Here is a 24,505-nt window from a genome sequence, read left to right on the forward strand (position 1 = left end):
CCTCTGGCCCGTGCGGTGGCCGGCGACCGCGCCTGCGTCACGCCCCGACCTGGCCCCAGGCGGTCACCGGTCCGGGGTCCGTGGGGTCCGCCGGGCCGACCCAGAAGGCCGTGCCCAGCTCAGGACTCACATGGGCGCCCGTCCGGCCGTCCCCCGAGGAGCGGCCGGTCAGCCGCCGGCCTATCCAGGGCCCGAGGTGCTCGCGCGCGAACCGCAGGTCGGCGGCCCGCCGGGCCCGCCAGCCCGGCGGTGCGGCCGCCGGCAGCGGGGCGTCCCAGTCCGACTCGGCGGGCAGCCCGAGCGCCTGCCAGACCGCCTCGGCCACCCGTTGGTGCCCCTCGGCGTTCAGATGCAGCCGATCGTCCGCCCACATCCGCGGGTCGGCCAGCGCCTTCGACGCGTACAGGTCCACGACCAGCGCGCCGTGCCGCGCGGCGATCTCGTCGATCCGCGCGAAGAGCTGCTCCATCCGCGGCCGGAAGCGCTCCAGTACGGGCCCCTGGCGGGCCGGGCTGCGCATCAGCACGAGCCGGCCGCCGCCCTTCACCAGCAACTCGGCCGCGGTCTCCAGTTGCGCGCACACCCGCGCGACGTCGCACTTCGGGCGCAGCACGTCGTTGAGCCCGCCCACCAGCGTCACGAGGTCCGCGCCCATCGACGCGGCCGGGCCGCACTGGTCGTCCAGGATCTGCCCGATCAGCTTCCCGCGCACCGCGAGGTTGGCATACCGGAAGCCCGGCGTCCGCGCCGCCAGCCGCGCGGCGAGCAGGTCGGCCCAACCACGGTAGGACCCGTCGGGAAGCCCGTCCGACATTCCTTCGGTGAAGCTGTCACCTATGGCTACGAAACTGGTGTACGACACATGCGGATGCTATATGGCCCCACGTACTTGGCCGTCCCGCCGTGGGTGTTGCTCGCCGTTGCGCTTTGCGGCGCCTCCCACGTACTCGTCTCTCCCGCCGCGGGTGTTGTTCGCCGTTGCGCCTGCGGCGGGCTGGGTTGGTTGTGGGTGCGGTGACGGGCCTCCGGGGCCGGTTGTGTGGACTGCTGACGCTTTACGTCCACACAACCGGCCCCTCCGGCCCGTCCCCTCCCGTTGGGGGAGTGTGGGGGTGGGTGGGGGCGCGCGTCGTTGAGCGAGCATCTGGTGGTGTGAGGTGTTGGGAATGCCTCGCCCAGCCGTCGGGTTGGCCCCGCAGGGGGCCCTCGCGACCCTTACGGGTTCTGTTCGACCATCCCGTAGGGGTACCCAAGCCCCCTTGCAGGCCTCAACGCCCACCCCCACGCACCGCATTCCTACTCCCTCACGGGAGGGGACGGGCCGGAGGGGCCTTGTTCGTGGACGTAAAGCGACAGCAGTCCACGAACAAGGCCCCGTAGGCCAGTCACCGCACCCGACACCCACCCAGCCCGCCGCAGGCGCAACGGCGACCAAGCCCCGCGGCGGGACACACGGGCACGTGCGGGGCGCCGCAAAGCGCAACGGCGAGAAACACCCGCGGCGGGACGGCCAGCTACGTACGGGGCGCCGCAAAGCGCAACGGCGAACAACAACCGCGGCGGGAAAGCCAGGTACGTGGGCGGCACCGCAAAGCGCCGCGGACGGGTTATTGAAGAACGAGCTCCCGCAGGACGTCTTCCATCGTGACCAGGCCGGCCAGGCGGCCGTCGTCGCCGATGACGGCCGCCAGGTGGGTGCGCGAGCCCCGCATGGCGGTCAGGACGTCGTCCAGCGGGGTCGCGGCGCGGACCCGGGCGATGGGGCGGAGGGCCGAGACGGGGAACGGCACGTTGCGCGCGGCGGCGTCCAGCGCGTCCTTGACGTGGAGGTAGCCAAGGATGCGGCGGGTGTCGTCGAGGACCGGGAAGCGGGAGAAGCCGGATTCCGCGGCCAGCTGTTCCAGTTCCTCGGCGGTGGTGCCCATGCGGGCCGAGACCACCTTCTCGGCGGGGAGGATCACGTCCCGGACCGGTCGGCGGCCCAGTTCCAGGGCGTCCCGGAGGCGTTCCTGGGCCCGCTCGTCGAGGAGTCCGGCCTCCCGGGAGTCCTCGACCATCCGCGCCAGTTGGGCGTCCGAGAAGGTCGCGGCCACCTCGTTCCTGGTCTCCACCCGCAGCAGCTTGAGCAGCACGTTGGCGAACGCGTTGATCGTGAAGATCACCGGCCGCAGTGCCCGGGCCAGCGCGACCAGCGGCGGCCCGAGGGCCAGCGCGGTGCGTACCGGCTCGGCAAGTGCCACGTTCTTCGGCACCATCTCGCCGAACAGCATGTGCAGGTACGTGGCCAGGCTCAGGGCGATCACGAACGAGATCGGGTGGACCAGCGCGTGCGAGATGCCCACCGCGTGGAAGACCGGTTCCAACAGGTGCGCGATGGCCGGTTCGGCGACCGCGCCCAGGACCAGGGTGCACAGGGTGATCCCGAGCTGGGCCGCGGCCAGCAGGGCCGACACGTGGGAGAGCCCCCACAGCACGCTGGCCGCCCGCCGGTCCCCGCGTTCGGCGTACGGCTCGATCTGGCTGCGGCGCACCGAGATCAGGGCGAACTCGGCGCCGACGAAGAAGGCGTTGACGACCAGCGTCAGCAGGCCCACGAACAGCTGGAGCGCGGTCATCGGGCGGCCTCCGGCCCCTCGTCGGTGCTGCCCGGCAGCGGGGCGTGCAGCAGCACCCGCGCCGCGCGGTGGCCGGAGGCGTCCAGGACGTCCATCGTCCAGCCGGCCACTTCCAGGTGGTCACCGGCGACCGGTATCCGGCCCAGCTCGGTGGCGATCAGTCCGGCCAGCGTCTCGTACGGGCCTTCCGGGGCCCGCAGGCCGATGCGTTCCAGCTGGTCGGTGCGGGCGCCGCCGTCGGCCTGGTAGGCGCTGCGGCCCTCGGCGTCGGAGCCGGCCGGGGCCAGGTCGGGGGTCTCCAGCGGGTCGTGCTCGTCGCGTACCTCGCCGACGACCTCCTCGACGATGTCCTCCAGCGTGACGACGCCGGCCGTGCCGCCGTACTCGTCGATGACCACGGCCATCGTGCGCCGGCCGGACAGCCGGTCCAGCAGCCGGTCCACGGTCAGCGTCGCCGGCACCAGCAGCGGTTCGCGCAGCAGCTCGGAGACCGGGTGGCGCAGCCGGCGTTCGGCCGGGACGGTCAGCACGTCCTTGATGTGCGCCACGCCGACGACGCTGTCGAGGCTGCCGCGGTAGACCGGGAAGCGGGACAGCCCGGTGGCCCGGGTCACGTTGGCGACGTCCTCGGCGGTGGACTGCACCTCCAGCGCCACCACCTGGACCCGGGGGGTCATGACGTTCTCCGCGGTCAGGTCGGCGAGGTTGAGGGTCCGGACGAACAGCTCGGCGGTGTCCGCCTCCAGTGCGCCCTCCTTGGCCGAGTGCCGGGCCAGTGCGACCAGCTCCTGCGGGCCGCGGGCCGAGGCCAGCTCCTCGGCGGGCTCCAGGCCCATCCGTCGGACGGTGCGGTTGGCGGTGTTGTTGAGGTGCCGGATGAACGGCTTGAAGGCGGCGCTGAACCCGCGCTGGGCGGTCGCGACCTTCTTGGCGACGCCCAGCGGGTGGGAGATGGCCCAGTTCTTGGGGACCAGCTCGCCGACCACCATCAGGACGACCGTGGAGAGCGCGGTGCCGAGGACCAGCGCCACCGACTCCGCCACCCCGTGCGACAGCCCCACGGCTCCCAGCGGGCCCGTCAGCAGGGTGGCGATGGCCGGCTTGGACAGCATGCCGATGACCAGGCCGGTGACGGTGATGCCGAGCTGGGCACCGGAGAGCTGGAAGGTCAGGCCGCGGACCGCCTTCAGCGCGCTCTCCGCCCCGCGCTCGCCGCGCTCGGCGGCGCGTTCGAGGTCGCTGCGCTCGACGGTCGTCAGCGAGAACTCGGCCGCCACGAAGACACCACAGGCGAGGGTCAGGAGGAGCGCCACGCCCAGGAAGAGCAGGTCGGTCATCGGGTCACCTCCGTCCCATGCTGGTACAGGACGGGGAGGTTCGCGCATCGTCGCCGGGATGCTCGACTACCGGGAGGCTCGCCCATGGCTGGACGCTCACACACCTTTCGCTCGTGGCCGGGAAGGACCATGGTAAAGGATCGGCAAAGTGGCGTTGTGGGGAGAGCCCGCCCCGGAGGTGTCGGGACGGGCTCCGGGCTGGCTGGATTCCGGTTCCGGCGGCGCTCAGACCAGCGGTTTCGTCCAGCGGCGCCACTGCTCCTCGTGCTGGTAGCCCGCCGCCGCCCAGGCGTGCTGGGCCCGCTCGTTCGCCACCAGCACCATGGCGTCCCCGCGCCGCCCGCCCAGCTTCACGAAGCGTTCCTCGGCCGCGGCCAGCAGTGCCTTCGAGATGCCCCGCCGGCGGTGGGACGGATGCACGGCGAGCCGGTACAGCGAGGCCCGCCAGCCGTCCCAGCCGGCGATCACCGTGCCGACCAGCGTCCCCTGCGACTCGGCCAGGAGCAGTGCCTCCGGGTCGCGCTCGATGAGGCGCCGCACCCCGTCCACGTCGTCGCTGATGCTCGTGCCCTCGGCGGCCGCCTCCCAGAAGCCGAGCACTGCCTCGGCGTCGGAGGGAGCGGCCGGCCGGATGTCCGTCTCGGTCATGCGGAGAGCCAAGCAGCCGCGGTCCCCGGCCCGCCACCGCATTCCGTACCCCGGGACGGTCAGCTGCCGCGCAGCTCCGCCAGCACCGGAGCGAACTCCTCCAGCGCGGAATCCAGGACCGTGAGGTACGAGAATCCGAACCGCTCGCGGCGCTCCCGCAGCTGCTCGGCCATCTGCCGCGGGGTGCCGATCAGCAGCGTCGGCACCTCCAGCGCCTGCTCCTCGTCCAGCCCGATGCCGCGGTCCGCGAGCTCCCGGGCGACCGCCCGCCGGTCGTTCGTGTTCCGCACCTGCTGGACGAGGAGGTTGCGCTCGGCCGGCTCCGGGCGGCCGGCCGCGTACCGCTCGTAGCGGGCCACGGACGCCGCCAGTTCGTCCGCGGGCATCAGCTCCAGGGTGCCCTCCGGTCTGCCGGGTGCCTGGCGGCCGCCGGTGAAGGCCGCGATCTCGGCGTGCTCGGCCGCCAGCCGCAGCATCCGCGGGCCGTTCCCGCCGATCAGCAGCGGCGGCCGTGGCCGCTGTGCCGGCCGTGGCGCCTGGTCCGGGTCGCCCAGCAGCCGGTCCAGCTCCTCGACGGTGCGCTCCAGATGGTCCACCCGTTCGCGGGGCGACCCCCAGGGCAGTCCGGCGGTCTCGTGCTCGGCGCGGACGTACCCGGTGCCCAGCCCCAACTCCAGCCGCCCACCGGTGAGTGCGTCGGTGGTCGCCACCTCGCGGGCCAGCAGCGCCGGGTTCCAGAACCCCGCGTTGAGCACGAACGTGCCCACCCGCGGACGTTCGGTCGCCTCCGCCGCGGCGATCAGTGCGGGGAACGGCGCCGGCATCCCCAGGTGGTCCGGTACGAGCAGGACGTCATAGCCCAGCTCCTCGGCCCGGCGGCACTTCCGGCGCCAGGAATCCCCGGTCTCCAGCGTGAGCATGTTGACGCCGAAGCGGAACGGACGTGGCATGGAACCCCCTCGTCGATGCGGTGATCGGTGCCGGTCGCGACCGGTCAACTCCCATGACAGCACGGCCCGTTCACGTCAGGGCGTCCGGTCGTCCGCCGACGGGGCCCGCCACCGCTGCACCAGATAGCCGGCCGCCGCGATCGCCAGCAGCACCGCGACCGTACCGAGGGTGAACGCCTCGAAGGTGAGCCGGGAGACGCCCCAGGTGGCCCGGAAGTCGTAGCGGAACCCGACGAGGTGCTCCAGCGTGCCGGGGAACAGCGCCACCCAGCAGCCGAGCAGGATCCAGGCGTAGACGAGCAGGGTGGCGACCGTGAATCCGCGGGTGCCGAACGGGACGCGGTACGGGCGGGGGGCCGCGCGGTGGCGCAGGCGGAGTGCCAGCAGGGCGGGGATCACGGCGATGTACGACAGCAGCAGGGTGGTGATGGCGACGGTGAGCACCACGCCGAAGATCGCCGAGGCGTCGCCGTTCGCCAGGTTCATCGCCGCCGCCATGAAGACGGTGGCGGTGACGCCGGACAGCAGGTTCATCCGGACCGGGGTGCCCAGTCGCGGATGGAAGGCGCCCAGGGCCCGGGTGAAGAACCCGCCGTCGGCGGCGGCCATCGCCTGCATCCGGTCGGCGACGATCATCCAGGCGCTGCCCTGCGTCAGCAGCGACAGCGCGAACAGCACGGCGACGAAGGACAGCAGCGGTCCGCGCCAGCTCCCGTAGATCCCGAAGACCAGCCGGGCCGCCTCCATGAAGCCGCCGACGCCGGTGATCCGGCCGGCCGGGGCGGCGGACAGGATGGCCAGCACCGGCAGCAGATAGCAGCAGGTGGCGACGGCCGCGGACACCGCGATCGCGACCGGTACGTCGCGCCGCGGATCGAGCATCTCGTCCCCGGCCGCGTTCGGCGCCTCGAACCCGACGAACGCGAACAGCAGCACCGGGACCAGTGCCAGGAACCCGGCCGCGGTGGGCGCGAAACCGGCCGTCGTCAGGCCGCGGAAGCCGTGCTGGAGGCCGTACGCCACCGCCGTCGCGGTGAAGAAGGCCAGCGCCAGGACCTTGGCGCCGGCACCGGCCGTGGTGATCCACTTGCCGCGGCGCAGCGAGATCACCGCGGTGAGGATCGCGATCCAGATGAAGACCAGTTTGAAGGCGTAGTCGGCCACCGTGCCGGTGCCGAGCGGGAAGACGAAGCCGTCCCAGGCCTCGGCGGCCAGGAACACCAGCGAACCGCCGAGCCAGACCGGGTTGGTCACCCAGTAGAACATCGTGGTGAGCACGGCGGGCAGCCGGCCGAACGCCACCTCCACCCACACGTAGGGGCCGCCCTCCTGGGGGAACGCGGCGCCGGTCTCGGCGAAGATCAGTGCGTACGGCAGCAGGAACGCCACCGCGATCACCCCGATCCAGGTGACGGCCTGACCGCCGCCGGCGGCGATCTGCCCGATCACATCGAAGGAGATCACGGCGGCGATGCCGATCGCCATGATGTCGAAGCGCCGCAGGCTGCGCTTCAGATGCGGCACGGGAGCGGGCACGGACACGGCGGTGGTCCTCCTGACGGCCGAGCGGTCGTGGACGGTCCGGTCGCACAACGGATCACATCGTGCGCCATCCGCCCCGGCGCCTCCGGCAGCGGCACGCGGACCGCGGGCCGGGCGCACCGGTGGCGCTTGCCGGTGCTAGCGCCAGCGCGCTAGCGTGAAGGGGTGGCGAAGACACAGCTGAACGTCCGGGTGGACGAGGCCACCGCCGAAGCGGCGCGGGAGCGCGCCCTGCAGCGGGGAGTGAGCATGAACCGCTATATCGAGGAGCTCGTCCTGCGCGACGCCGGCGAGGTGGGCCAGACCTTCGTCGAGGCCGCCTCCGACTTCATGAAGCAGTACGAGCGGGTCTTCGCCGAGGAATTCGGCCGGGACGCGGGCAGCGCGCCCGGCCCCGCCGCACCCGCGGACCGCGAGGGACTGCCGGGCACGACGTGACGCTGCGCATCGACCTCCCCTGGCTCCTCCTGATCGCCGAACAGCACACCCCCGGGGACCCCCAGGTCACCGACTGGGGCGCCCTGGTGGCCGCGGTCAGCCGCCACGACGCCGAGATATTCGGCGTACCCGTCTACCCCGACCCGCCGGACCGCGCCGCCGCGCTGCTGCAACTCCTGCTCCAGGTACCGGCGTTGGAGCGCTCGAACGCGATGTTCGCGACCGCCGTCGCCTACGGCTACCTCGTCGCCAGCGGACTGAAGATCACCACCTCGCCCGAGCGGGTCCGCGACCTCGCCCGGCTCATCAAGGAGGGCACCGCGGACGTCCACGCCATCGCGGACGAACTGCGCACCTGGATCCTGTGACGAGCCGGCCGGTCCCGCGGGGGAACCGGCGACCGGTGGCGCCCGGCCCGGCGCGCCCGGCCCGGCGCGCCCGGCCCGGCGCGCCCGGCCCGGCGCGGTCAGTCCGCCGGCCGCCGGGCCAGCCCCAGCACCGCCGGGGAGGTCGGCAGCGTCGGACCCCGCTCCGGGACCGTCAGCCGCCGCACCCGCACCACCTCGAAACCGGCCGCCCGGATCTCGCCCAGCGGGTCCCGGCCGGTGTGGCAGCCACCCATCAGCAGCGGCCACACCGTGTGGTCCAGCGACCACTGCACCGCCGCCAGGCCGCGACCCGCGGCCCGCCCGTGCTCGAAGAACCGCAGTTCCCCGCCGGGCCGCAGCACCCGCCGCAGCTCCGCCAGCGCCCGCCGGGTCTCCCGTACGGAGCACAGCACCAGCGACGCCACCGCCGTGTCGAACGCCTCGCTCTTCACCGGCAGCGCCTCCGCCACCCCCGGCACCAGGTCCACCGGCACCTCCGCCCGGGCCGCCGCCGCCCGCGCCACCTGGCGCAGCGTCGGCTCCGGCTCGATCGCCACCACCTCCGAGACCGTGCCCGGATAGTGCGCGAAGTTCAGCCCGGTGCCCGCGCCGACCTCGATGACCCGGCCGGTCGCCCCGGTCAGCAGCTCCCTGCGGAGCCGTGCCACCCCCGCCCGCGCATCCGCGGCCGGCCCGCAGCAGGTCGCGTAGAAGCGGGCGAAGACCGGATGGTGGACGCTGCCGAGCGGAACTCCCCTGCGCTGCCTCATGACGACCCCTTTTTCCTGTGTCCCCTGTGTTCCCGGTGTCCCCGGTGCTCCCGCGCTGCCCGATGCCCGCTGCTGTCAGTCTCCCCAGGGGAAGGCGCGGCGAGTCCCGGCCGGCGTGGCCCGGCAGACGGTGATGATCTCCGGGGCGTCCGCGGTGAGCGGGCGGCGGTCCCAGTCGCCGTACTGCTCCTCGACGGTGAGCCCCGCCCCGGCCAGGCGCTCACCCAGCGTCCGGGCGTCGAGGAACCGCAGACTGCTGCGGCTCACCTGCGGCCGGGTGCCGTCCGGACCGCTGAAGGTCTCCGTGAAGTGGACGACGTCCCCGCGCACCGGCAGGTCGACCCGGTGGGCGACGCGCACCGTGACCCCGTCCGCGTCCCGCACCTCGACCGCCCGGTCCGGCGTCCACCGCTCCCAGGGCCGCACCAGCGGGTTACGGGTCTCGAAGGCGAACCGGCCGCCCTTCGCCAGCGTGGCGCGGACCGCCGCCAGCGAACCCCGCAACTCCCCTTCCCCCACGAGGCATTGGAAGGCGTGCCCGGTCATCACGACCAGGTCGAAGACCGGGCCGGGACGATTCTTGCCGGCCAGTGACAGTGCGTCGCCCGCGCGCCATTCGATGTCGGTGTGCCGGCGCGCCCGTTCCAGCATTCCGGCCGCCGGATCGAGTCCGCACAGCCGGCCCCGGTGGCCGCGCGCCCGGGCGCGGTGCAACAGGGTGCCCGTACCGCAGCCGACGTCCAGGACGGAGTCCGCGGACATCACCAGGTCCAGGTAGAAGTCGTCGCCCGGCCCCCAGGGGTTGAGGAGGTCGTACCACTGGGCGAGGCTCCGGTCCGCGTACGCGACATCCACCATCCCCGCAGTGTGCCCGCCAACGGGTGCGACGGCTCGCCGATTTCCGCCGGGAAGATCCCGTATGATCAGCCGTCAAACCGAACAACTGTCGCAGTCACCGCGCATGCGGAAATCCTCCGCCATGCCCGACCACGGTGACCGCACCAGGGGGAAGGAACACGATGAAGTCGATGACGTCGACCAAGTCCACCCGTATCCGGCGCCGCCTCGCCGGTACCGCCGCCGCCACGCTCCTGCTGGGCGCCGGCGCACTGGCCGCCGCGCCGTCCGCGGCGGCCAAGGCCAACCTGCTGACGATCAACAAGGTCACGCTCCACCAGCCCGGCCTGCAGGCGAAGGTCACGTACTCCTGCGACGAGGGCATGAACCACCAGCTGGTCGCCAACGCCACCAAGCTCAACACCACCGGCCACGAGGAGTCGATCGCGGCCGGCACCATCAAGAAGGCCAACCTCGTCTGCGACTACGCCGACCACACCGCGCAGATCACCCTGCGCCCGGCCGTCGGCTCGCACTTCGCCAAGGGCGACAAGGTGAAGCTGAGCGTCTTCTACTTCGACGAGGACGGGTTCAGCTACGCGAACACGGAGACCGTCGCGGTCCTCTGAGGCGCCTTGCTGCCGCCGAGCGCCGGGGCCAGCCACGTCGGGGCCGCGGCCCGGAAGCCGCTCGGCGGCAGCGCGCCGGAGCCTTCCGGGATCACGCCCAGCAGCGGGGCCCCGGCGGCCTCCGGAAGGTCCGTCAGATTGCAGCGGGACGCCAGATCGGGGTCGGCCGGCCAGCTGCCGACGACGATGCCGGGGGAGTCGAGACCGTACTGGCGCAGCGCCAGGGCGGTCAGCGCGGTGGAGTTGAGGGTGCCCAGCCCGGCCTGGACGACCACCAGCACGGGGGCGTCCGCCAGCCGGGCCGCGTCGGCGAGGGTGTGGCCCTGTGCGTCCAGCCGGACGAGCAGCCCGCCCGCGCCCTCGACCAGCACCAGGTCGTGCGAGACGGCCAGCTTGGCGGCGGCCTCGGCGATCTCCCCCGGCCCCACCGGCGGCAGACCTGCCCGCAGGGCGGCCGTCGCGGGCGCCAACGGATCGGGATAGCGGGCGAGTTCCACGGCGGTGACCGGGCCGGCCAGCCGCTCGACCTCCGCGGCATCGCCCGTCTCGTCCGCGGTGACCCCGGTCTGGGCCGGCTTCAGCACCGCCACCGAACGGCCCCGGGCGAGCGCGGCCGCCGCGATCGCGGCCGTGGTCACCGTCTTGCCGATCTCCGTGCCCGTGCCCGTCACGAACAACACCGACATCTCTTCGTCACTCCTCAACGGCCGAAGGCCGTGTCGTTCGGATGGTCCCGGATTCCCGGTCCTCAGCCCTCGCGCGCCGCGGCGCACACCGCGGCGCAGATCCGCGCCACGTCGGCGTCACCGGTGATGTACGGCGGCATCGTGTAGATCAGATCCCGGAACGGCCGCAGCCAGACACCCGCACCGACGGCCGCCCGGGTCGCGGCCGCCATGTCCACCGCGTGGTCGAGCTGCACCACGCCGATCGCGCCGAGCACCCGGACGTCGCGCACTCCGGGGAGGTCCGCGGCGGGCGCCAGCCCGGCCCGCAGTCCGGCCTCGATGCGCTTGACCTCCTGCGCCCAGTCCTGCGACAGCAGCAGCTCGATCGAGGCGTCGGCGACCGCGGCGGCCAGCGGGTTGCCCATGAACGTCGGACCGTGTGCCAGCACCGGCAGTTCGCCGCGGGAGATCCCGTCCGCCACCGCCGTGGTGCACAGCGTCGCGGCCAGCGTCAGATAACCGCCGGTCAGCGCCTTGCCGAGGCACATCACATCGGGCGCCACGCCCGCGTGCCCGGCGGCGAAGAGCGCACCGGTACGGCCGAAGCCGGTGGCGATCTCGTCGAACACCAGCAGCACGTCGTGCGCGTCGCAGGCCTCCCGCAGCACCCGGAGGTACTCGGGGGAGTGGAACGACATCCCGCCCGCGCCCTGCACCACCGGCTCGACGATCACCGCCGCCAGCTCGTCGGCGTGCCGGCCGATCAGCTCGCGCAGCTGGTCCGCGTACGCCGGGTCGGCCGGGGCGTCGAAACCGGGCGGCGGGGTGTCCGCGAAGACCTGCCGCGGCAGCACCCCCTGCCACAGCTCGTGCATCCCGCCGTCCGGATCGCACACCGACATCGGCTGCCAGGTGTCGCCGTGGTAGCCGCCGCGCCAGGTCAGCAGCCGCTGTTTGCGGGGCTTTCCCAGGGAACGCCAGTACTGCAGGCACATCTTCACGGCGACCTCGACCGACACCGAACCGGAGTCGGCGAGGAAGACGTGCTGCAGCGGCTCCGGCGTGATGTCGACCAGCCGCTTGACCAGCCGCACCGCGGGCTCGTGGGTGAGCCCGCCGAACATCACATGGCTCATCCGCTCCAGCTGGCCGCGGGCGGCGTCGTTGAGCACCGGGTGGTTGTAGCCGTGCACCGCCGACCACCAGGAGGACATCCCGTCCACCAACTCGTCGTGCCCCTCGGCCGGTTCGGCCAGCCGCAGCCGGACGCCGGAGGCCGACTCGACCAGCAGCGGCGCGGCGGTGCCGGGCATCGGCCCGTACGGGTGCCAGACGTGCTGCCGGTCCAGGGCGAGCAGTTCGCGGGGGCCGAGCGGCTCAGGCATTGGGCGGGAGGTCGGTACCGGCGCCGCGGCGGCGCACCGACACCAGATCGCGGCGGGCCTCGTCGGACGGGGCGGGGACCGTGGCGGCGGGCGCCTCGGCGTCCGTCCCGGGGGCCGCGGCCGCCGTCCCGCCGCACGGCCGGCGGTGCTCGGGCAGCGTCGTGGTGTCCGAGCCCTCCACCTCGAAGCCGGCGTCCTCGATCATCGCCAGGTCGTCCTTGCCGGCCTGCCCCTCGCTGGTCAGGTAGTCGCCCAGGAAGATGGAGTTGACCAGGTGCAGGGCCAGCGGCTGCAGACTGCGCAGGTGCACCTCGCGGCCGCCGGCCAGCCGCACCTCGATGTCCGGGCAGACGAACCGCACCATCGCCAGGATGCGCAGCGCACGCTGCGGGGTGAGGTTCCACTCCTTGGCGAGCGGGGTGCCCTCGAACGGGATCAGGAAGTTGACCGGCACCGAGTCCGGGTCGAGCTCACGCAGTGCGAACACCACGTCGACGAGGTCGGCGTCGCTCTCACCCATACCGGCGATCAGCCCGGAGCAGGCGGACATGCCCGCGGCCTGGGCCTGCTGGACGGTGGAGACCCGGTCGGAGAAGTCATGCGTGGTGCAGATGTCGCCGTAGGTGGCTTCCGAGGTGTTGAGGTTGTGGTTGTAGGCATCGGCACCCGCCGCGCGCAGCCGCTCGGCCTGGCCGTCGGAGAGCAGCCCCAGACAGGCGCACACCTCCACGCCCTCGTTCTGCTCCTTGATCGCGGAGATGGTCTGCGAGACCCGGTCCACGTCCTTGTCCGTCGGGCCGCGGCCGCTGGCCACCAGGCACACCCGCTTGGCGCCGCCGGCCACCCCGGCGGCGGCCGCCTTGGAGGCGTCATCGGGCTTCAGCCAGGTGTACTTGAGGATCTCGGCCTTCGACCCCAGCCGCTGCGAGCAGTACGAGCAGTCCTCCGGGCACAGGCCCGACTTGAGGTTGACGAGGTAGTTGAGCTTGACCCGCCGCCCGAACCACTGGCGGCGCACCTTTCCGGCCGCGGCCACGACGTCGAGCAGTTCGTCATCGGAAGTCGCCAGCACGGCCAGCGCCTCTTCACGGGTCGGCAACTCGCGCCGCAGTCCCTTGTCCACCAGTGTGTTCAGCAGGTCCATGGCGATGATCCTGTCCTACGCCCCCGCCCCCGGCCAAGGAGGATTCCCACAACGCGCGTCGATCGGGGTGTGTGTATCGCCACACCGTGACCGTGCGGAACGACCGCTAACGTCTATCGACAGCCCACAATCGAGCCCCCGACGAAGGACGCCGATGCCGCAGGACTCCGCCGCGCCGCCGCAGCGCGACACCGCGCCCCCGCCCGCCGCCGGACCCGCCCCCCGCTCGGCCTTCGACTGGCTCGACACCGCCCGCGCCGAACGCCGACGTGCCGGCCTGGTCCGCGCACTGCGCCCCCGCCCGGCCGACTGCCCGCTGCTCGACCTTGCCGGAAACGACTATCTCGGACTCTCCCGGCATCCGGAGGTCACCCACGCCGCGGCCGGGGCCGCGCAGCTCTGGGGCGCCGGCGCCACCGGCTCCCGGCTGGTCTCCGGCAGCACCGAACTCCACGCCCGGCTGGAGGCGGAACTCGCCGCGTTCTGCGGCTTCGAGGCAGCTCTGGTGCTGTCGTCCGGATACGCCGCGAATCTGGCCGCGGTCACCGCGCTGACCGCACCCGGCACCCTGGTCGTCTCCGACGCCGGCAACCACGCCTCCCTCATCGACGGCTGCCGGCTCTCCCGGGCCCGCACCGAGGTCGCCCCGCACGCCGACCCCGAAGCCGTACGCAGGACTCTGGCCGGCCACAGCGGGCGGGCGCTGGTGGTCACCGACTCGGTGTTCTCGGTCGACGGCGACGCCGCACCGCTGCCCGCACTGGCCGCCGCCTGCCGGTCGCACGGCGCCGCGCTGCTCGTCGACGACGCCCATGGCCTGGGGGTCCTCGGCGACGGCGGCCGGGGGGCGCTCGCGGCGGCCGGACTGGCCGGGGACGCCGACGTGGTCGCCACCGTGACGCTCTCCAAGTCGCTCGGCTCCCAGGGCGGCGCGGTGCTCGGCCCGGCCCGGGTCATCGAGCACCTGGTCAACACCGCCCGGACGTTCATCTTCGACACCGGGCTGGCCCCCGCCGCGACCGGCGGCGCGCTGGCCGCGCTGCGGCTGATCGGCCGCGAACCCGAGCGCGCCGCCCGGGCCGGGGAGGTCGCCCGTGAACTGCACCGCCGGCTGACCGCGGCCGGCCTGACGGCGGTACGGCCGGACGCCGCGGTGGTGTCCGTCCGCGCGCCCTCGCCCAAGGCCGCGGTCCGCTGGGCCGCCGACTGCCGCACGGCCGGCCTCGCGGTCGGGTGCTTCCGCCCGCCGTCCGTTCCGGACGGGATCTCCCGGCTGCGGCTCACCGCCCGCGCGGACCTGACGGCTGGTCAGGTCGATCGGGCGGTGGACACGATCGTCGCCACCGCGCCGCCGATGACCTGATCCCCGGTCACGGTGGGTGACCGGCACGGCCTCCCACATCCGGTCTCCCGTCGCAGAGTTCACCGCATCGAGCGATAGATATCTGTATATGTTGCTGGATCGAGCACCACACCGGGGGCACGGGTGGCAGTCTGGCGCTCCAGCAGAAGCCCGAGGCCGAATCGTTGACCCGAGCGGCACGCCGGCGCCCCGGTCAGCGGACCGGAGCCGGTCTCGGTGGGAAAGGGACGGCGTCGCGATGGCAGACCACCAGGAATCCGCACTCACCCTGCCGAGCGCCCCGGAATCGGTCCGCCTCGCCCGCGCACACGCCCTCGCAGTGCTCACCGAATGGGGTCTGCCCGCCGGTTCCACCACCGCCGACGCGGTCCGCCTGATCGTCTCGGAACTCGCCACCAACGCCGTCCAGCACACCTTCGGCCAGTCCCCGACCTTCACCCTCGAACTCCGCCTGGACCGCGACGAGGAGCTGCGCGTCGGGGTCACCGACAGTCATCCGCGCCGCCCGCGCCGGCTGCCCGCCGCGGTCCAGCAGGACAACGGCCGGGGGCTGGTCATCATCCGCTTCCTCGCCGCGGAGGCCGGCGGCCGGCTCTTTGTCGCCCCGACCGCCACGGGCGGCAAGACCGTGTGGATCAGCCTGCCCTGGCGGGTCGCGATCGGCTGAACGACGCGGCCGTCACGGAGGGCCGCCGTCACGGGAAAGCCGCTGTCACGGAGGGCCGCCGTCACGGCACGGGGGCAGCGGCTTCTGCTCAGCCCCGCCCGCCGACCGGCACCATCAGCACCTCCGCGCCCACCGGTACGAACCCCGCGGCCAGCAGGGCGCGGACGCTGCGGGCGTTGCCGGGGGCGGCCTGGGCCCAGAGCCGTTCGCCCGCCGGTATGAGATGGCGGGCGGCGTGCGCCAGCCGGCGGCCGAGGCCGCGGCCCTGGCCGGCGCCCTCGACCTCCACCGCCAGCTCCCAGCGGCCGGCCACGCCCCGGCCGATGACCAGCGTCCCGCCGTCCCCGGTCGTCCAGACCCGCACCTCGTCGCGGTGGCGCAGCGCCCGTACGATCCGCGGATGGCTGCGGTCCGTGGTCGCCACCAGCTCCAGCGGCGGCGGCCCGGGCAGCGCCTCGGCGACCGTGGCCAGGTCGATGTTGTTGGCCTCGCGGCCGGTCCGCTCGCCGAGCGCGGTGAGGAACGGCGGGCTGAGCGGTCCGGCGAGGTCGCCGGGGGCTATCCGGTTGTGCACCCAGGACGGCTCCACGTCCGCGAACACCACGGCATGGCAGGTGAACGCCACCACGCCGACGTCCCGCGGGGACGGCTGGGGCAGCACCGTCACCGAACCGTCCGCGGGCGGGAAGCTGCCCCGCGCCGCGGCCGTCAGCACCTTGCTCAGTTCCGAGGTCACCCCGTCAAGTTACCGGGAGCCACCGACACTTCACCGGGTGCCTGGCGTCGCCGCAGGTCAGCGCACTCTTCCGTACGAGACCGTGCGGCTCCAGATCCTCTCCAGCCGCACCACGCTGCCGGCCTTGGGCGCATGCCACATCCGGCCGTGCCCGGCGTAGATGCCGACGTGGTAGATGCCGTTGCGCGAGTGGAAGAAGACCAGGTCCCCGCGTTTCCGGGCGGCGGCCGGGATGTGCAGGGTGCGGCCGTACTGCTGCGCGGCGGTCCGCGGCAGTTCCCGGCCGGCGCGCTTGAACGAGTACACGGTCAGGCCCGAACAGTCGAAGCGGTACGGCCCCATGGCCCCGTACTGGTAGGGCGAGCCCCGCTTGGAGGCCGCGATCTGCAGCGCATGTGCGGAGACGGTCGCGGCCTGGGCGTCGGGGGTGGTTCCCGGGGCGAGCGTGGTCCCGCCGAGCGTGGCCAGTGCCAGTGCGGACACGGCGCCGGCGCGGGCCAGCAGATGCGGCGTATGCGTGCGCACGGTCATGCGCAAACCCTTCGTCAGCCGCCTGCGAAGGAAGACCTGTCGGGTTCGGGCAGGCGAAGATGCCCGGCCGCTTCCACGGCTTCACCCCAAGGAGTCCGTCGGGCCGTGCGGGCCCCGGACCCCGTACTGCTCGGGTCCTCCGCTCCCGCCGATCCACACGCATCGACCGGACATCCGGCACGGCGGCGGGATTAGGCGCCCGGCCGGACCGCCCCGTCGCTGTGGCGGGGTCTTGTCGTCGAAGGGATCCTCACGCACCCGCCACCCGAATTCCGAGTTGAAAATGCCGAATGTGACATGCGCCACAGTTGCGCCGAATGGTGGGATTTGCCCCGTTGCGGGCTTGAGGGTCTCCTCCGGCACCCCCCGGACCTGGGGCGAAACATCGGCAACCGCAGTAATTCCGGTGTCCCGCGCAATTCGTCGCCCCCTTACCGCACGTGCGGACGCTACGCCGTCCGGGCAGCGCGGACGCGCGTGTCGGATCACGGTTCCCGGGCCGGCGGCACCCTCACGTATCCGGACCGGCGTTCCCCGTCCAGCTCCCGCAGCGCCCGGGCCAGCGTCTCGCCGTGCAGCTCGTGCTCGCCCCGGTTGTGCATCAGCGTCAGCGCGTCCCGCAGTTCGGCGGCCTTGCCCACCAGGGCCTGGGCGGCGCGCAGGGCGCGGTAGGTGCCGTCGCCGCGGGCCGGGTTGATCCGGCCCAGCAGGTCGAGCGCCTCCAGATAGCAGTCGATCAGCTGCCCCTCGGCGCGGGTCAGGGCGGGCAGCGGCGGGGTCTCCGGCGGCCACATCGGGCTCACCGCCCGACGCGCTGGTCGGCCGACTGCTTGCGGTTGCGGGTGAGCCCGTCGATCAGGCCGTACGCCTGCGCGGCGGGGGCGTCGAAGATCTTGTCCCGCTCGATGTCCGCGGCGATCCGCTCGCGGGGCTGGCCGGTGTGCAGCGCCAGCATCTCCTCCAGCATGGCGCGGCTGCGCAGCAGTTCCTGCGCCTGGATGTAGAGGTCGGTGGCCTGGCCCTCGAACGGTTCGCTCACCGACGGCTGGTGGATCAGCACCCGGGCGCCCGGGAGCGCCAGCCGCTTGCCGGGGGCACCGGCGGCCAGCAGCACCGCGGCGGAGGACGCGGCCTGCCCCAGGCAGACGGTCTCCACGTCGCACGACACGAAGCGCATCGTGTCGTAGATCGCGGTCATCGCGGTGACCGAGCCGCCGGGGGAGTTGATGTAGAGCGAGATGTCCCGCTCGGGCGCGGCGTGTTCGAGGTGGATCAGCTGCGCCATGACGTCGTTGGCGGCGGTGTCGTCGATCGGGGTTCCCAGAAAGATGATCCGCTCGCTGAGCAGCTTGGAGTACGGGTCCATCGTCACCGTCCCCTGTGTGGTGCGCTCGGTGAACTCCGGAAGGACGTAGCGGGCCGTCGGTCGCAGCATGGTCTGCCCCTTTCGTCTGTAGAAAATGTACAGGATGTACATCCCGTTAGAATGGGAGCATGGCCTACGAAATTCCGGTGACGCAAGCCCGGGCGGAGCTGGCGGATCTGATCAACCGCGTCGTCTACGGCGGCGAGCGGGTGGTCGTCACCCGCCACGGCAAGCCGCTCGTGGCGCTGGTTTCCGCCGCTGACCTGCAGCTTCTCGAAGAGCTGGGGCGGCGCGAGCAGAGCGCGGAGGACGAGCAGGTGATCAGCACGGTCTCTGCCGTCCGGCCCCTGTCGTCCGCTCCGGGCGAACGGCGGCGCTTCGGCATCGCCGCGGAACACCGCGACCCGGCCGCCGGGGACCGGCGACCGGGTCGCGAGAGATGACGGTCAGCGTGGGCTGACCGGGAGAGGAGTCAGGAGCTGAGCTGCCAGATCGCGGCGGCGATGGCGTCCGTGTTGGTGTCCAGCGCCTTCTCGTCGATGTTCTTCGAGGTGTCGCAGGACTGGTGGTAGCAGGCGTCGAACGCCTTGCCCGCCTCGCCGCCCCAGTCCTTCGCCTGCTTCTCGGTCTTCTTGTAGTCCGCGCCCGAGAAGAGCCCGCCGACCGCGACGCCGGCGTCCTTGAAGGAGGCGTGGTCCGAGCGCCCGTCGCCCTCGGTCTCCTTCTCGGTGGCGATGTTCTTCGCGGCGAACCAGTCCTTGAAGACCTTCTCCAGGCGCGCGTCGTCGTCGTAGACGAAGTAGCCCGGGTTCGGCGACCCGATCATGTCGAAGTTCAGGTACGCGTCGATCTTCTTGGTGTCGGCGCCGAGCTTCTTGACGTAGGACTGCGAGCCGACCATGCCGTCCTCCTCGTCGCCGAACCAGGCGAACCGGAGGTGGTGGGTGGGCTTGAGGCCGGACTTGGCGACGGCGAGCGCGACTTCGAGGATGCCGGCCGAGCCGGAACCGTTGTCGTTGATGCCGGGACCGGCGTCGACCGAGTCCACGTGGGCGCCGGCCATGACGGTCTTGCTCTCGTCGCCGCCCGGCCAGTCGGCGACGAGGTTGTAGCCGGTGGCGCCGTTGTTGTCGAACTCCTGGACCTGGGTCTTGAATCCGGCCTGGTCCAGCTTGCCCTTGAGGAAGTCGATGGACGCCTTGTGGCCGGGCTTGCCGTGGGCGCGGTTGCCGCCGTTGGCGTCGGCGATGGACTGGAGCTGGTCCAGGTCGGCCTTGACGGCCTTGACGTCGATGTCCGGGGCGGCCGCCGGTGCGGGGTCGGCGTGGGCGCCGGCCGCGGTGAAGAGGGTGGCGGCCAGGGCGGTGACGCAGCCGGTGGCCAGCGCGGCCCGGCGTATTCGTGCAGAACGGGTCACAGTGAAGGCTCCGATACAGGTGTGGGGGGATGGTGCGGAGCGTTTTGACGCGCACATGAGAATTGCGATCACTTGAGAGATCGTCAAGAGCGCATATCGGACAACGGAGTTCGCAGAGCGGAGTGCGCCCGGTATGTCGCGATCGGCGCTTCCGGGGTTCGTCTGTATCGGTGAGCGGGGGCCCCGTCGGCGTAAGGAATGCGCCAGCGATGTGCTGCGATACCTCCGCGTCATGCGCCGTTACGCCGCCGAAATCCGGCCGAACTAGCCTGCCCCGATGGGGCTCTGGATGGCCAAGTGCTGGAAGTCGGTTTGCTCCCCCTTTAATTACTGCGTGATACATCTACCGATACGGGTGTGCCCACGCCTGTGACCTGGGCAAATGCCCGGGCGGGAAGACAGTGAGGTGGAAGGTATGCAACTGACCCCGCATGAACAAGAACGCTTGATGATTCATGTGGCGGCAGACGTGGCCGAAAAGCGCCGTGCCCGAGGGTTGCGGCTCAACCACCCCGAGTCGATCGCGCTGCTGACCGTGCACATCCTCGAAGGCGCCCGGGACGGCCGTACCGTCGCCGAGCTGATGTCCTCCGGCCGCAAGGTCCTCACCCGTGACGAGGTGATGGAGGGCGTGCCCGAGATGATCCACGACGTTCAGGTCGAGGCCACCTTCCCCGACGGCACCAAGCTCGTCACCGTCCACGAACCCATCAACTGACCGTGGGAGAGCAGACGATGATCCCGGGACAGATCCTCCACGCCGACGAGCCGGTACGCCTCAACGAAGGACTCCCCCGCACGCGCATGACCGTCCTCAACGCCGCCGACCGCCCCGTCCAGGTCGGCTCCCACTACCACTTCGCCGAGGCCAACCCCGGTCTCGACTTCGACCGCGCGGCCGCGCACGGCAAGCGGCTGAACGTCCCGGCCGGCTCCGCCGTGCGCTTCGAGCCCGGCATCCCCACCGAGGTCGAGCTGGTCCCCCTCGCGGGCAAGCGGATCGTGCCGGGGCTGCGCGGTCGGACCGGAGGCACCCTCGATGGCTGAGCTGACCCGTCAGGCCTACGCCGACCTCTTCGGCCCGACCACCGGCGACCGGATCCGGCTCGCCGACACCGACCTGGTCATCGAGATCACCGAGGACCGCTCCGGCGGACCCGGCCGGGCCGGCGACGAGGCGGTCTTCGGCGGCGGCAAGGTCATCCGCGAGTCGATGGGCCAGTCCCGCACCACCCGCGCCGAGGGCGCCCCGGACACCGTGATCACCGGTGCCGTGGTCCTCGACCACTGGGGCGTCGTCAAGGCCGACGTCGGCATCCGCGACGGCCGGATCACCGCCCTCGGCAAGGCCGGCAACCCCGACACCATGGACGGCGTCCACCCCGACCTGGTCATCGGCCCCGAGACCGAGATCATCGCCGGCAACGGCAAGATCCTCACCGCCGGCGGCATCGACACCCACGTCCACTTCATCTGCCCCCAGCAGGCGGACGAGGCGCTCGCCTCCGGCGTGACCACGCTCATCGGCGGCGGCACCGGACCGGCCGAGGGCAGCAAGGCCACCACCATCACCCCCGGCGCCTGGCACATCGCCCGGCTGCTGGAGTCGATGGACTCCTTCCCGGTCAACGTCGGACTGCTCGGCAAGGGCAACACCACCTCCCTCGCCTCGATGCGCGACCAGCTGCGGGCCGGCGTCCTCGGCTTCAAGATCCACGAGGACTGGGGCGCCACCCCCGCCGTCATCGACGCCTGCCTGACCGTCTGCGAGGAGAGCGGCGCCCAGCTCGCGATCCACACGGACACCCTGAACGAGGCCGGCTTCCTCGGCGACACCCTCGCCGCCATCGCCGGCCGCTCCCTCCATGCGTTCCACGTCGAGGGCGCCGGCGGCGGCCACGCCCCCGACATGATCGCCATGGTCTCCGAGCCGAACGTGCTGCCCGCGTCCACCAACCCCACGCGGCCGCACACCGTCAACACCGTCGAGGAACACCTCGACATGCTGATGGTCTGCCACCACCTCAACCCGGCCGTCCCCGAGGACCTGGCGTTCGCCGAGTCCCGGATCCGGCCCTCCACCATCGCCGCCGAGGACATCCTGCACGACCTCGGTGCCATCTCGATCATGGCCTCCGACGCCCAGGCCATGGGCCGGATCGGCGAGGTCGTGCTGCGCACCTGGCAGACCGCGCACGTGATGAAGCGGCGCCGCGGCGCCCTGGCCGGCGACGGCGGCGCGGACAACCACCGGGCCCGCCGCTACGTCGCGAAGTACACCATCAACGCGGCCCTCGCCCAGGGCATCGACCACCTCGTCGGCTCCGTCGAGGACGGCAAGCTCGCCGACCTCGTCCTGTGGGACCCGGCGTTCTTCGGCGTCAAGCCCCAACTGGTCATCAAGGGCGGGCAGATCGCGTACGCGCAGATGGGCGACGCCAACGCCTCCATCCCCACCCCGCAGCCGGTCCTGCCCCGCCCGATGTTCGGCGCCACCGGCAAGGCCCCCGGCAGCAACTCGGTCAACTTCGTCTCCCCGCAGGCCCTGGAGGACGACCTCCCCGGGCGCCTGCCGCTGGCCAAGGCGTACCAGGCGATCCGCTCCACCCGCGGCGTCACCAAGGCGGACATGCGCAACAACGACGCCCTGCCGCGGGTCCACGTCGACCCCGACACCTTCACGGTCACCATCGACGGCGAGGTGGTCGAACCCCACCCGGCCGCCGAACTCCCCATGGCCCAGCGGTACTTCCTCTTCTGACCCGCCATGAGGAAGATCCCGATGAACACCACCACGGACCACCGATGAGCCGCGCCGCGCTGCTCGTCCTCGCCGACGGCCGGTTCCCCGCCGGAGGGCACGCCCACTCGGGCGGCGCCGAACCGGCCGTCGCCGCGGGGCGCATCAAGGACGCCGCCACCCTGGAGAGCTTCTGCCGGGGCCGGCTGCACACCGCGGGCCTGGTCGCCGCCGCGCTCGCCGCGGCGGCCGCGGCCGGCTGCGACCCGCTCCTCCTGGACGACGCCGCCGACGCCCGCACGCCCGTACCGGCACTCCGGCAGGTGGCCCGGCGGCTCGGCCGGCAGATGATGCGGGCGGCCCGCGCCACCTGGCCGGACCCCGCACTCGACGCGCTCGCCGCGGCCCGGCCGCGCGGCGCCCACCAGCCCGTCGTCCTGGGCCTGGCCGCCCGGTCCGCCGGACTGTCGCCGCAGGACGCGGCGTACGCCGTGGCCTACGAGAGCCTCAGCGGCCCGGCCACCGCCGCCGTCCGCCTGCTCAGCCTGGACCCGTTCGACGCGACCGCGGTGCTCGCCCACCTGGCCCCGGACGTCGACCACGTCGCCGAACAGGGCGCCGCGGCCGGGCAGCGGGTCGCCGCCGAAGGAGCCGACGCGCTGCCCGCCGCGTCCGCGCCGCTGCTCGACATCACCGCGGAAGCGCACGCCGCCTGGCCGGTCCGCCTCTTCGCCTCCTGACCCCACCCGGCCCCGGCCGGCACCCGCGCCGCCCCCGGCGGCCGTACGAACCACCGGAGTGACCATGCACCTCGACCACCACGAGACCTTCCCCGAACGCCACACCTACAGCGCCGCCGCACCCGTACGGACGGACGGGCGCCGCCGGGCGCTGCGCATCGGCCTGGGCGGCCCGGTCGGCACCGGCAAGACCGCCACCGTCGCCGCGCTCTGCCGCGCGCTGCGCGACGAGCTGTCCCTCGCCGTGGTCACCAACGACATCTACACCCGCGAGGACGCCGATTTCCTGCTCCGCGAGGCCGTGCTGCCGGCCGAGCGGATCTCCGCGGTGGAGACCGGCGCCTGCCCGCACACCGCGATCCGCGACGACATCTCCGCCAACCTGGAGGCCGTCGAGGACCTGGAGGACACCGTCGGCCCGCTCGACCTCATCCTGGTCGAGTCCGGCGGCGACAACCTCACCGCGACCTTCTCCAAGGGCCTGGTCGACTTCCAGATCTTCGTCATCGACGTCGCGGGCGGCGACGACATCCCGCGCAAGGGCGGCCCCGGCGTCACCACCGCCGACCTGCTCGTCATCAACAAGACCGACCTCGCCCCGTACGTCGGCGTCGACCTGGCCGGCATGGCCCGGGACGCCAAGGCCCAGCGCGGCGAACTCCCGGTCGCCTTCACCGCGTTGAAGACGGAGAACGGCGTGCGGCCCGTGTCGGACTGGGTCCGGGCCCGGCTGGCGGACTGGACCGCGGGCCCGGCATGACGCTCGCCCTTCCTCCGCGGACCGCACCGGCGACCGCCGCACCGTCCCCGGCCGGCCTGCGCGCCACCGCCCGCATCGTCGCCCGCGCCGGTGCCGACGGCACCACCCGGCTGCCCGTCCTGGACGGCGACGGCCCGTTCGCGCTGCGCCGGCTCCGCGGGCACGGCGGCCCGGCCCGGGTGTGCGTCGTCGGCGCCATGAGCGCCCCGCTCGGCGGTGACCGGCTGGCCGTCGAGGCCACCGCCGAGGCCGGCAGCGCCCTGCACCTCACGGCCGCCGCGGCCACCGTCGCACTGCCCGGCCGCACCGGCGAGCCGGCCCACTACGACGTACGCCTCACGGTGGGCGAGGGCGCCCGGCTGGAGTGGCTGCCCGAGCCGCTGATCTCGGCCGCCGGCAGCGACCTGCGGATGACCACGACCGTCGAACTGGCCGCCACCGCCCGGCTCGTGCTCCGCGAGGAACAGGTCCTGGGCCGCAGCGGCGAACCGACCGGCGCCCTGCGCAGCCGGCTCACCGTCCGGCGCGCCGGACACACCCTGCTCGACCAGGAGACCGCCTACGGGCCCGGCGCCCCCGGCTGGGACACCTCGGCCGTCCTGGGCGGCCACCGGGCCGTCGGCCAACTCCTCGTCGTGACACCGGAGTTCGAGGACACACCGGCCGAGGTGCGGCTGCTCGGCGCGACCGGTGACCAGCCGCACCGCGGCCGGCCGCCCGGTGACCAACGGCCCGACGCCCAGGGCGTCCTGGCGCCGCTGGCCGGTCCCGGCGCGCTGGCCACGGCCGTCGCCCCGGACGGGCTACGGCTGCGCCGCCTCCTGGACGAGGCCGCGCGCGGGCTCGGCGGCTGA

28 protein-coding genes are annotated in these 24,505 nt (G+C 73.0%); 12 read left to right on the top strand and 16 right to left on the bottom strand.

The annotated features are described in order from the left end of the window. Window positions 1–37: 37 nt before the first annotated feature. The 6 genes from ACZ7MX_RS20035 to ACZ7MX_RS20060 all read right to left on the bottom strand — a co-directional run bounded on the left by ACZ7MX_RS20035 (window position 38) and on the right by ACZ7MX_RS20060 (window position 7,092). Window positions 38–862: an SGNH/GDSL hydrolase family protein gene (locus ACZ7MX_RS20035; protein ID WP_472133878.1), complete on the bottom strand. Its 825-nt coding sequence runs from the start codon at window positions 860–862 to the stop codon at window positions 38–40. Window positions 863–1,607: 745 nt separating this feature from the next. Further along, window positions 1,608–2,615 (bottom strand): hemolysin family protein, encoded by a 1,008-nt coding sequence (locus ACZ7MX_RS20040; protein ID WP_472133880.1) that lies wholly within the window; start codon window positions 2,613–2,615, stop codon window positions 1,608–1,610. Further along, window positions 2,612–3,952: a hemolysin family protein gene (locus ACZ7MX_RS20045; RefSeq protein ID WP_472133882.1), complete on the bottom strand. Its 1,341-nt coding sequence runs from the start codon at window positions 3,950–3,952 to the stop codon at window positions 2,612–2,614. The genes ACZ7MX_RS20040 and ACZ7MX_RS20045 overlap by 4 nt, the downstream gene beginning before the upstream one ends. A gap of 225 nt (window positions 3,953–4,177) precedes the next feature. Next, complete coding sequence (locus tag ACZ7MX_RS20050; RefSeq protein ID WP_472133884.1) at window positions 4,178–4,600, bottom strand: GNAT family N-acetyltransferase; 423 nt, start codon at window positions 4,598–4,600, stop codon at window positions 4,178–4,180. A 59-nt stretch (window positions 4,601–4,659) separates the two neighbouring features. Next, window positions 4,660–5,550 carry an LLM class F420-dependent oxidoreductase gene (locus tag ACZ7MX_RS20055; protein ID WP_472133886.1) on the bottom strand — a complete coding sequence of 297 codons (891 nt, stop codon included), beginning with the start codon at window positions 5,548–5,550 and terminating at the stop codon, window positions 4,660–4,662. Between the two features lie 75 nt (window positions 5,551–5,625). Continuing rightward, the gene (locus ACZ7MX_RS20060) at window positions 5,626–7,092 is read right to left on the bottom strand and encodes an APC family permease (protein WP_472133887.1); all 1,467 of its coding nucleotides are present in this window, start codon (window positions 7,090–7,092) and stop codon (window positions 5,626–5,628) included. A gap of 165 nt (window positions 7,093–7,257) precedes the next feature. Between ACZ7MX_RS20060 and ACZ7MX_RS20065 the strand changes: the two genes are divergently transcribed. Further along, the gene (locus ACZ7MX_RS20065) at window positions 7,258–7,530 is read left to right on the top strand and encodes a toxin-antitoxin system HicB family antitoxin (protein ID WP_472133889.1); all 273 of its coding nucleotides are present in this window, start codon (window positions 7,258–7,260) and stop codon (window positions 7,528–7,530) included. Further along, window positions 7,527–7,898: a fic family toxin-antitoxin system, toxin component gene (locus tag ACZ7MX_RS20070; protein ID WP_472133891.1), complete on the top strand. Its 372-nt coding sequence runs from the start codon at window positions 7,527–7,529 to the stop codon at window positions 7,896–7,898. The genes ACZ7MX_RS20065 and ACZ7MX_RS20070 overlap by 4 nt, the downstream gene beginning before the upstream one ends. A gap of 98 nt (window positions 7,899–7,996) precedes the next feature. On the opposite strand, the gene ACZ7MX_RS20075 is transcribed toward ACZ7MX_RS20070, so the two are convergent. Beyond that, on the bottom strand, window positions 7,997–8,668 hold the full coding sequence (locus tag ACZ7MX_RS20075) for a class I SAM-dependent methyltransferase (protein ID WP_472133893.1): 672 nt from the start codon (window positions 8,666–8,668) through the stop codon (window positions 7,997–7,999). Window positions 8,669–8,743: 75 nt separating this feature from the next. Continuing rightward, entirely contained in the window at window positions 8,744–9,526 is a 783-nt protein-coding gene (locus ACZ7MX_RS20080) for a class I SAM-dependent methyltransferase (RefSeq protein WP_472133895.1), read from the bottom strand. Between the two features lie 170 nt (window positions 9,527–9,696). On the opposite strand from ACZ7MX_RS20080, the gene ACZ7MX_RS20085 reads away from it, so the two are divergent. Next, window positions 9,697–10,134 (top strand): hypothetical protein, encoded by a 438-nt coding sequence (locus tag ACZ7MX_RS20085; RefSeq protein ID WP_472133897.1) that lies wholly within the window; start codon window positions 9,697–9,699, stop codon window positions 10,132–10,134. On the opposite strand, the gene bioD is transcribed toward ACZ7MX_RS20085, so the two are convergent. From bioD to bioB, 3 genes are all read right to left on the bottom strand, one after another. Further along, window positions 10,101–10,820, bottom strand: coding sequence for a dethiobiotin synthase (gene bioD / locus ACZ7MX_RS20090; RefSeq protein WP_472133899.1), 720 nt, complete (start codon window positions 10,818–10,820; stop codon window positions 10,101–10,103). The genes ACZ7MX_RS20085 and bioD overlap by 34 nt on opposite strands. A gap of 62 nt (window positions 10,821–10,882) precedes the next feature. Continuing rightward, window positions 10,883–12,187 (bottom strand): adenosylmethionine--8-amino-7-oxononanoate transaminase, encoded by a 1,305-nt coding sequence (locus tag ACZ7MX_RS20095; protein ID WP_472133900.1) that lies wholly within the window; start codon window positions 12,185–12,187, stop codon window positions 10,883–10,885. Beyond that, the gene (gene bioB, locus ACZ7MX_RS20100) at window positions 12,180–13,331 is read right to left on the bottom strand and encodes a biotin synthase BioB (protein WP_472133902.1); all 1,152 of its coding nucleotides are present in this window, start codon (window positions 13,329–13,331) and stop codon (window positions 12,180–12,182) included. The genes ACZ7MX_RS20095 and bioB overlap by 8 nt, the downstream gene beginning before the upstream one ends. Before the next feature lie 154 nt (window positions 13,332–13,485). Between bioB and ACZ7MX_RS20105 the strand changes: the two genes are divergently transcribed. Next, complete coding sequence (locus ACZ7MX_RS20105) at window positions 13,486–14,694, top strand: 8-amino-7-oxononanoate synthase (protein WP_472133904.1); 1,209 nt, start codon at window positions 13,486–13,488, stop codon at window positions 14,692–14,694. Window positions 14,695–14,932: 238 nt separating this feature from the next. Beyond that, window positions 14,933–15,361: an ATP-binding protein gene (locus ACZ7MX_RS20110; protein WP_472133906.1), complete on the top strand. Its 429-nt coding sequence runs from the start codon at window positions 14,933–14,935 to the stop codon at window positions 15,359–15,361. Window positions 15,362–15,449: 88 nt separating this feature from the next. On the opposite strand, the gene ACZ7MX_RS20115 is transcribed toward ACZ7MX_RS20110, so the two are convergent. The 4 genes from ACZ7MX_RS20115 to ACZ7MX_RS20130 form a co-directional block, all read right to left on the bottom strand. After that, entirely contained in the window at window positions 15,450–16,097 is a 648-nt protein-coding gene (locus ACZ7MX_RS20115) for a GNAT family N-acetyltransferase (RefSeq protein ID WP_472133908.1), read from the bottom strand. A 57-nt stretch (window positions 16,098–16,154) separates the two neighbouring features. Then, window positions 16,155–16,628, bottom strand: coding sequence for a C40 family peptidase (locus tag ACZ7MX_RS20120; RefSeq protein ID WP_472133910.1), 474 nt, complete (start codon window positions 16,626–16,628; stop codon window positions 16,155–16,157). Window positions 16,629–17,113: 485 nt separating this feature from the next. Next, the gene (locus tag ACZ7MX_RS20125; protein WP_472133990.1) at window positions 17,114–17,422 is read right to left on the bottom strand and encodes a hypothetical protein; all 309 of its coding nucleotides are present in this window, start codon (window positions 17,420–17,422) and stop codon (window positions 17,114–17,116) included. 5 nt (window positions 17,423–17,427) lie between these two features. Next, the gene (locus ACZ7MX_RS20130) at window positions 17,428–18,063 is read right to left on the bottom strand and encodes an ATP-dependent Clp protease proteolytic subunit (protein ID WP_472133912.1); all 636 of its coding nucleotides are present in this window, start codon (window positions 18,061–18,063) and stop codon (window positions 17,428–17,430) included. A gap of 59 nt (window positions 18,064–18,122) precedes the next feature. On the opposite strand from ACZ7MX_RS20130, the gene ACZ7MX_RS20135 reads away from it, so the two are divergent. Continuing rightward, on the top strand, window positions 18,123–18,437 hold the full coding sequence (locus ACZ7MX_RS20135) for a type II toxin-antitoxin system Phd/YefM family antitoxin (protein WP_472133914.1): 315 nt from the start codon (window positions 18,123–18,125) through the stop codon (window positions 18,435–18,437). 29 nt (window positions 18,438–18,466) lie between these two features. Here the strand turns inward: ACZ7MX_RS20135 and ACZ7MX_RS20140 are convergent, their stop codons facing one another. Continuing rightward, window positions 18,467–19,411 carry a M28 family metallopeptidase gene (locus tag ACZ7MX_RS20140; RefSeq protein ID WP_472133916.1) on the bottom strand — a complete coding sequence of 315 codons (945 nt, stop codon included), beginning with the start codon at window positions 19,409–19,411 and terminating at the stop codon, window positions 18,467–18,469. A gap of 415 nt (window positions 19,412–19,826) precedes the next feature. Between ACZ7MX_RS20140 and ACZ7MX_RS20145 the strand changes: the two genes are divergently transcribed. The 6 genes from ACZ7MX_RS20145 to ACZ7MX_RS20170 all read left to right on the top strand — a co-directional run bounded on the left by ACZ7MX_RS20145 (window position 19,827) and on the right by ACZ7MX_RS20170 (window position 24,505). Continuing rightward, entirely contained in the window at window positions 19,827–20,129 is a 303-nt protein-coding gene (locus ACZ7MX_RS20145; protein WP_362145338.1) for an urease subunit gamma, read from the top strand. Between the two features lie 17 nt (window positions 20,130–20,146). After that, window positions 20,147–20,458 carry an urease subunit beta gene (locus ACZ7MX_RS20150; protein WP_472133992.1) on the top strand — a complete coding sequence of 104 codons (312 nt, stop codon included), beginning with the start codon at window positions 20,147–20,149 and terminating at the stop codon, window positions 20,456–20,458. Beyond that, window positions 20,451–22,172 (top strand): urease subunit alpha, encoded by a 1,722-nt coding sequence (locus ACZ7MX_RS20155; RefSeq protein WP_472133918.1) that lies wholly within the window; start codon window positions 20,451–20,453, stop codon window positions 22,170–22,172. Before ACZ7MX_RS20150 ends, ACZ7MX_RS20155 begins: the two co-directional genes overlap by 8 nt. Window positions 22,173–22,216: 44 nt before the next feature. Further along, on the top strand, window positions 22,217–22,891 hold the full coding sequence (locus tag ACZ7MX_RS20160; protein WP_472133920.1) for an urease accessory protein UreF: 675 nt from the start codon (window positions 22,217–22,219) through the stop codon (window positions 22,889–22,891). Window positions 22,892–22,955: 64 nt separating this feature from the next. Continuing rightward, the gene (gene ureG / locus ACZ7MX_RS20165; RefSeq protein WP_472133994.1) at window positions 22,956–23,651 is read left to right on the top strand and encodes an urease accessory protein UreG; all 696 of its coding nucleotides are present in this window, start codon (window positions 22,956–22,958) and stop codon (window positions 23,649–23,651) included. Further along, on the top strand, window positions 23,648–24,505 hold the full coding sequence (locus tag ACZ7MX_RS20170; protein WP_472133922.1) for an urease accessory protein UreD: 858 nt from the start codon (window positions 23,648–23,650) through the stop codon (window positions 24,503–24,505). Before ureG ends, ACZ7MX_RS20170 begins: the two co-directional genes overlap by 4 nt.

It is taken from the genome of Streptomyces sp. NPDC107765 (genome assembly GCF_055657085.1).

Bases quoted from the DNA above. Each gene is read 5' to 3' on its own strand.
- ACZ7MX_RS20095 (WP_472133900.1), bottom strand. From the start codon at position 12,187: ATGCCTGAGCCGCTCGGCCCCCGCGAACTGCTCGCCCTGGACCGGCAG.
- ureG (WP_472133994.1), top strand. From the start codon at position 22,956: ATGCACCTCGACCACCACGAGACCTTCCCCGAACGCCACACCTACAGC.
- bioD (WP_472133899.1), bottom strand. From the start codon at position 10,820: ATGTCGGTGTTGTTCGTGACGGGCACGGGCACGGAGATCGGCAAGACG.
- ACZ7MX_RS20085 (WP_472133897.1), top strand. From the start codon at position 9,697: ATGACGTCGACCAAGTCCACCCGTATCCGGCGCCGCCTCGCCGGTACC.
- ACZ7MX_RS20055 (WP_472133886.1), bottom strand. From the start codon at position 5,550: ATGCCACGTCCGTTCCGCTTCGGCGTCAACATGCTCACGCTGGAGACC.
- ACZ7MX_RS20160 (WP_472133920.1), top strand. From the start codon at position 22,217: ATGAGCCGCGCCGCGCTGCTCGTCCTCGCCGACGGCCGGTTCCCCGCC.
- ACZ7MX_RS20135 (WP_472133914.1), top strand. From the start codon at position 18,123: ATGGCCTACGAAATTCCGGTGACGCAAGCCCGGGCGGAGCTGGCGGAT.
- ACZ7MX_RS20130 (WP_472133912.1), bottom strand. From the start codon at position 18,063: ATGCTGCGACCGACGGCCCGCTACGTCCTTCCGGAGTTCACCGAGCGC.
- ACZ7MX_RS20145 (WP_362145338.1), top strand. From the start codon at position 19,827: ATGCAACTGACCCCGCATGAACAAGAACGCTTGATGATTCATGTGGCG.
- ACZ7MX_RS20155 (WP_472133918.1), top strand. From the start codon at position 20,451: ATGGCTGAGCTGACCCGTCAGGCCTACGCCGACCTCTTCGGCCCGACC.
- ACZ7MX_RS20120 (WP_472133910.1), bottom strand. From the start codon at position 16,628: ATGACCGTGCGCACGCATACGCCGCATCTGCTGGCCCGCGCCGGCGCC.
- bioB (WP_472133902.1), bottom strand. From the start codon at position 13,331: ATGGACCTGCTGAACACACTGGTGGACAAGGGACTGCGGCGCGAGTTG.
- ACZ7MX_RS20045 (WP_472133882.1), bottom strand. From the start codon at position 3,952: ATGACCGACCTGCTCTTCCTGGGCGTGGCGCTCCTCCTGACCCTCGCC.
- ACZ7MX_RS20080 (WP_472133895.1), bottom strand. From the start codon at position 9,526: ATGGTGGATGTCGCGTACGCGGACCGGAGCCTCGCCCAGTGGTACGAC.
- ACZ7MX_RS20110 (WP_472133906.1), top strand. From the start codon at position 14,933: ATGGCAGACCACCAGGAATCCGCACTCACCCTGCCGAGCGCCCCGGAA.
- ACZ7MX_RS20040 (WP_472133880.1), bottom strand. From the start codon at position 2,615: ATGACCGCGCTCCAGCTGTTCGTGGGCCTGCTGACGCTGGTCGTCAAC.
- ACZ7MX_RS20170 (WP_472133922.1), top strand. From the start codon at position 23,648: ATGACGCTCGCCCTTCCTCCGCGGACCGCACCGGCGACCGCCGCACCG.
- ACZ7MX_RS20105 (WP_472133904.1), top strand. From the start codon at position 13,486: ATGCCGCAGGACTCCGCCGCGCCGCCGCAGCGCGACACCGCGCCCCCG.
- ACZ7MX_RS20075 (WP_472133893.1), bottom strand. From the start codon at position 8,668: ATGAGGCAGCGCAGGGGAGTTCCGCTCGGCAGCGTCCACCATCCGGTC.
- ACZ7MX_RS20125 (WP_472133990.1), bottom strand. From the start codon at position 17,422: ATGTGGCCGCCGGAGACCCCGCCGCTGCCCGCCCTGACCCGCGCCGAG.
- ACZ7MX_RS20150 (WP_472133992.1), top strand. From the start codon at position 20,147: ATGATCCCGGGACAGATCCTCCACGCCGACGAGCCGGTACGCCTCAAC.
- ACZ7MX_RS20050 (WP_472133884.1), bottom strand. From the start codon at position 4,600: ATGACCGAGACGGACATCCGGCCGGCCGCTCCCTCCGACGCCGAGGCA.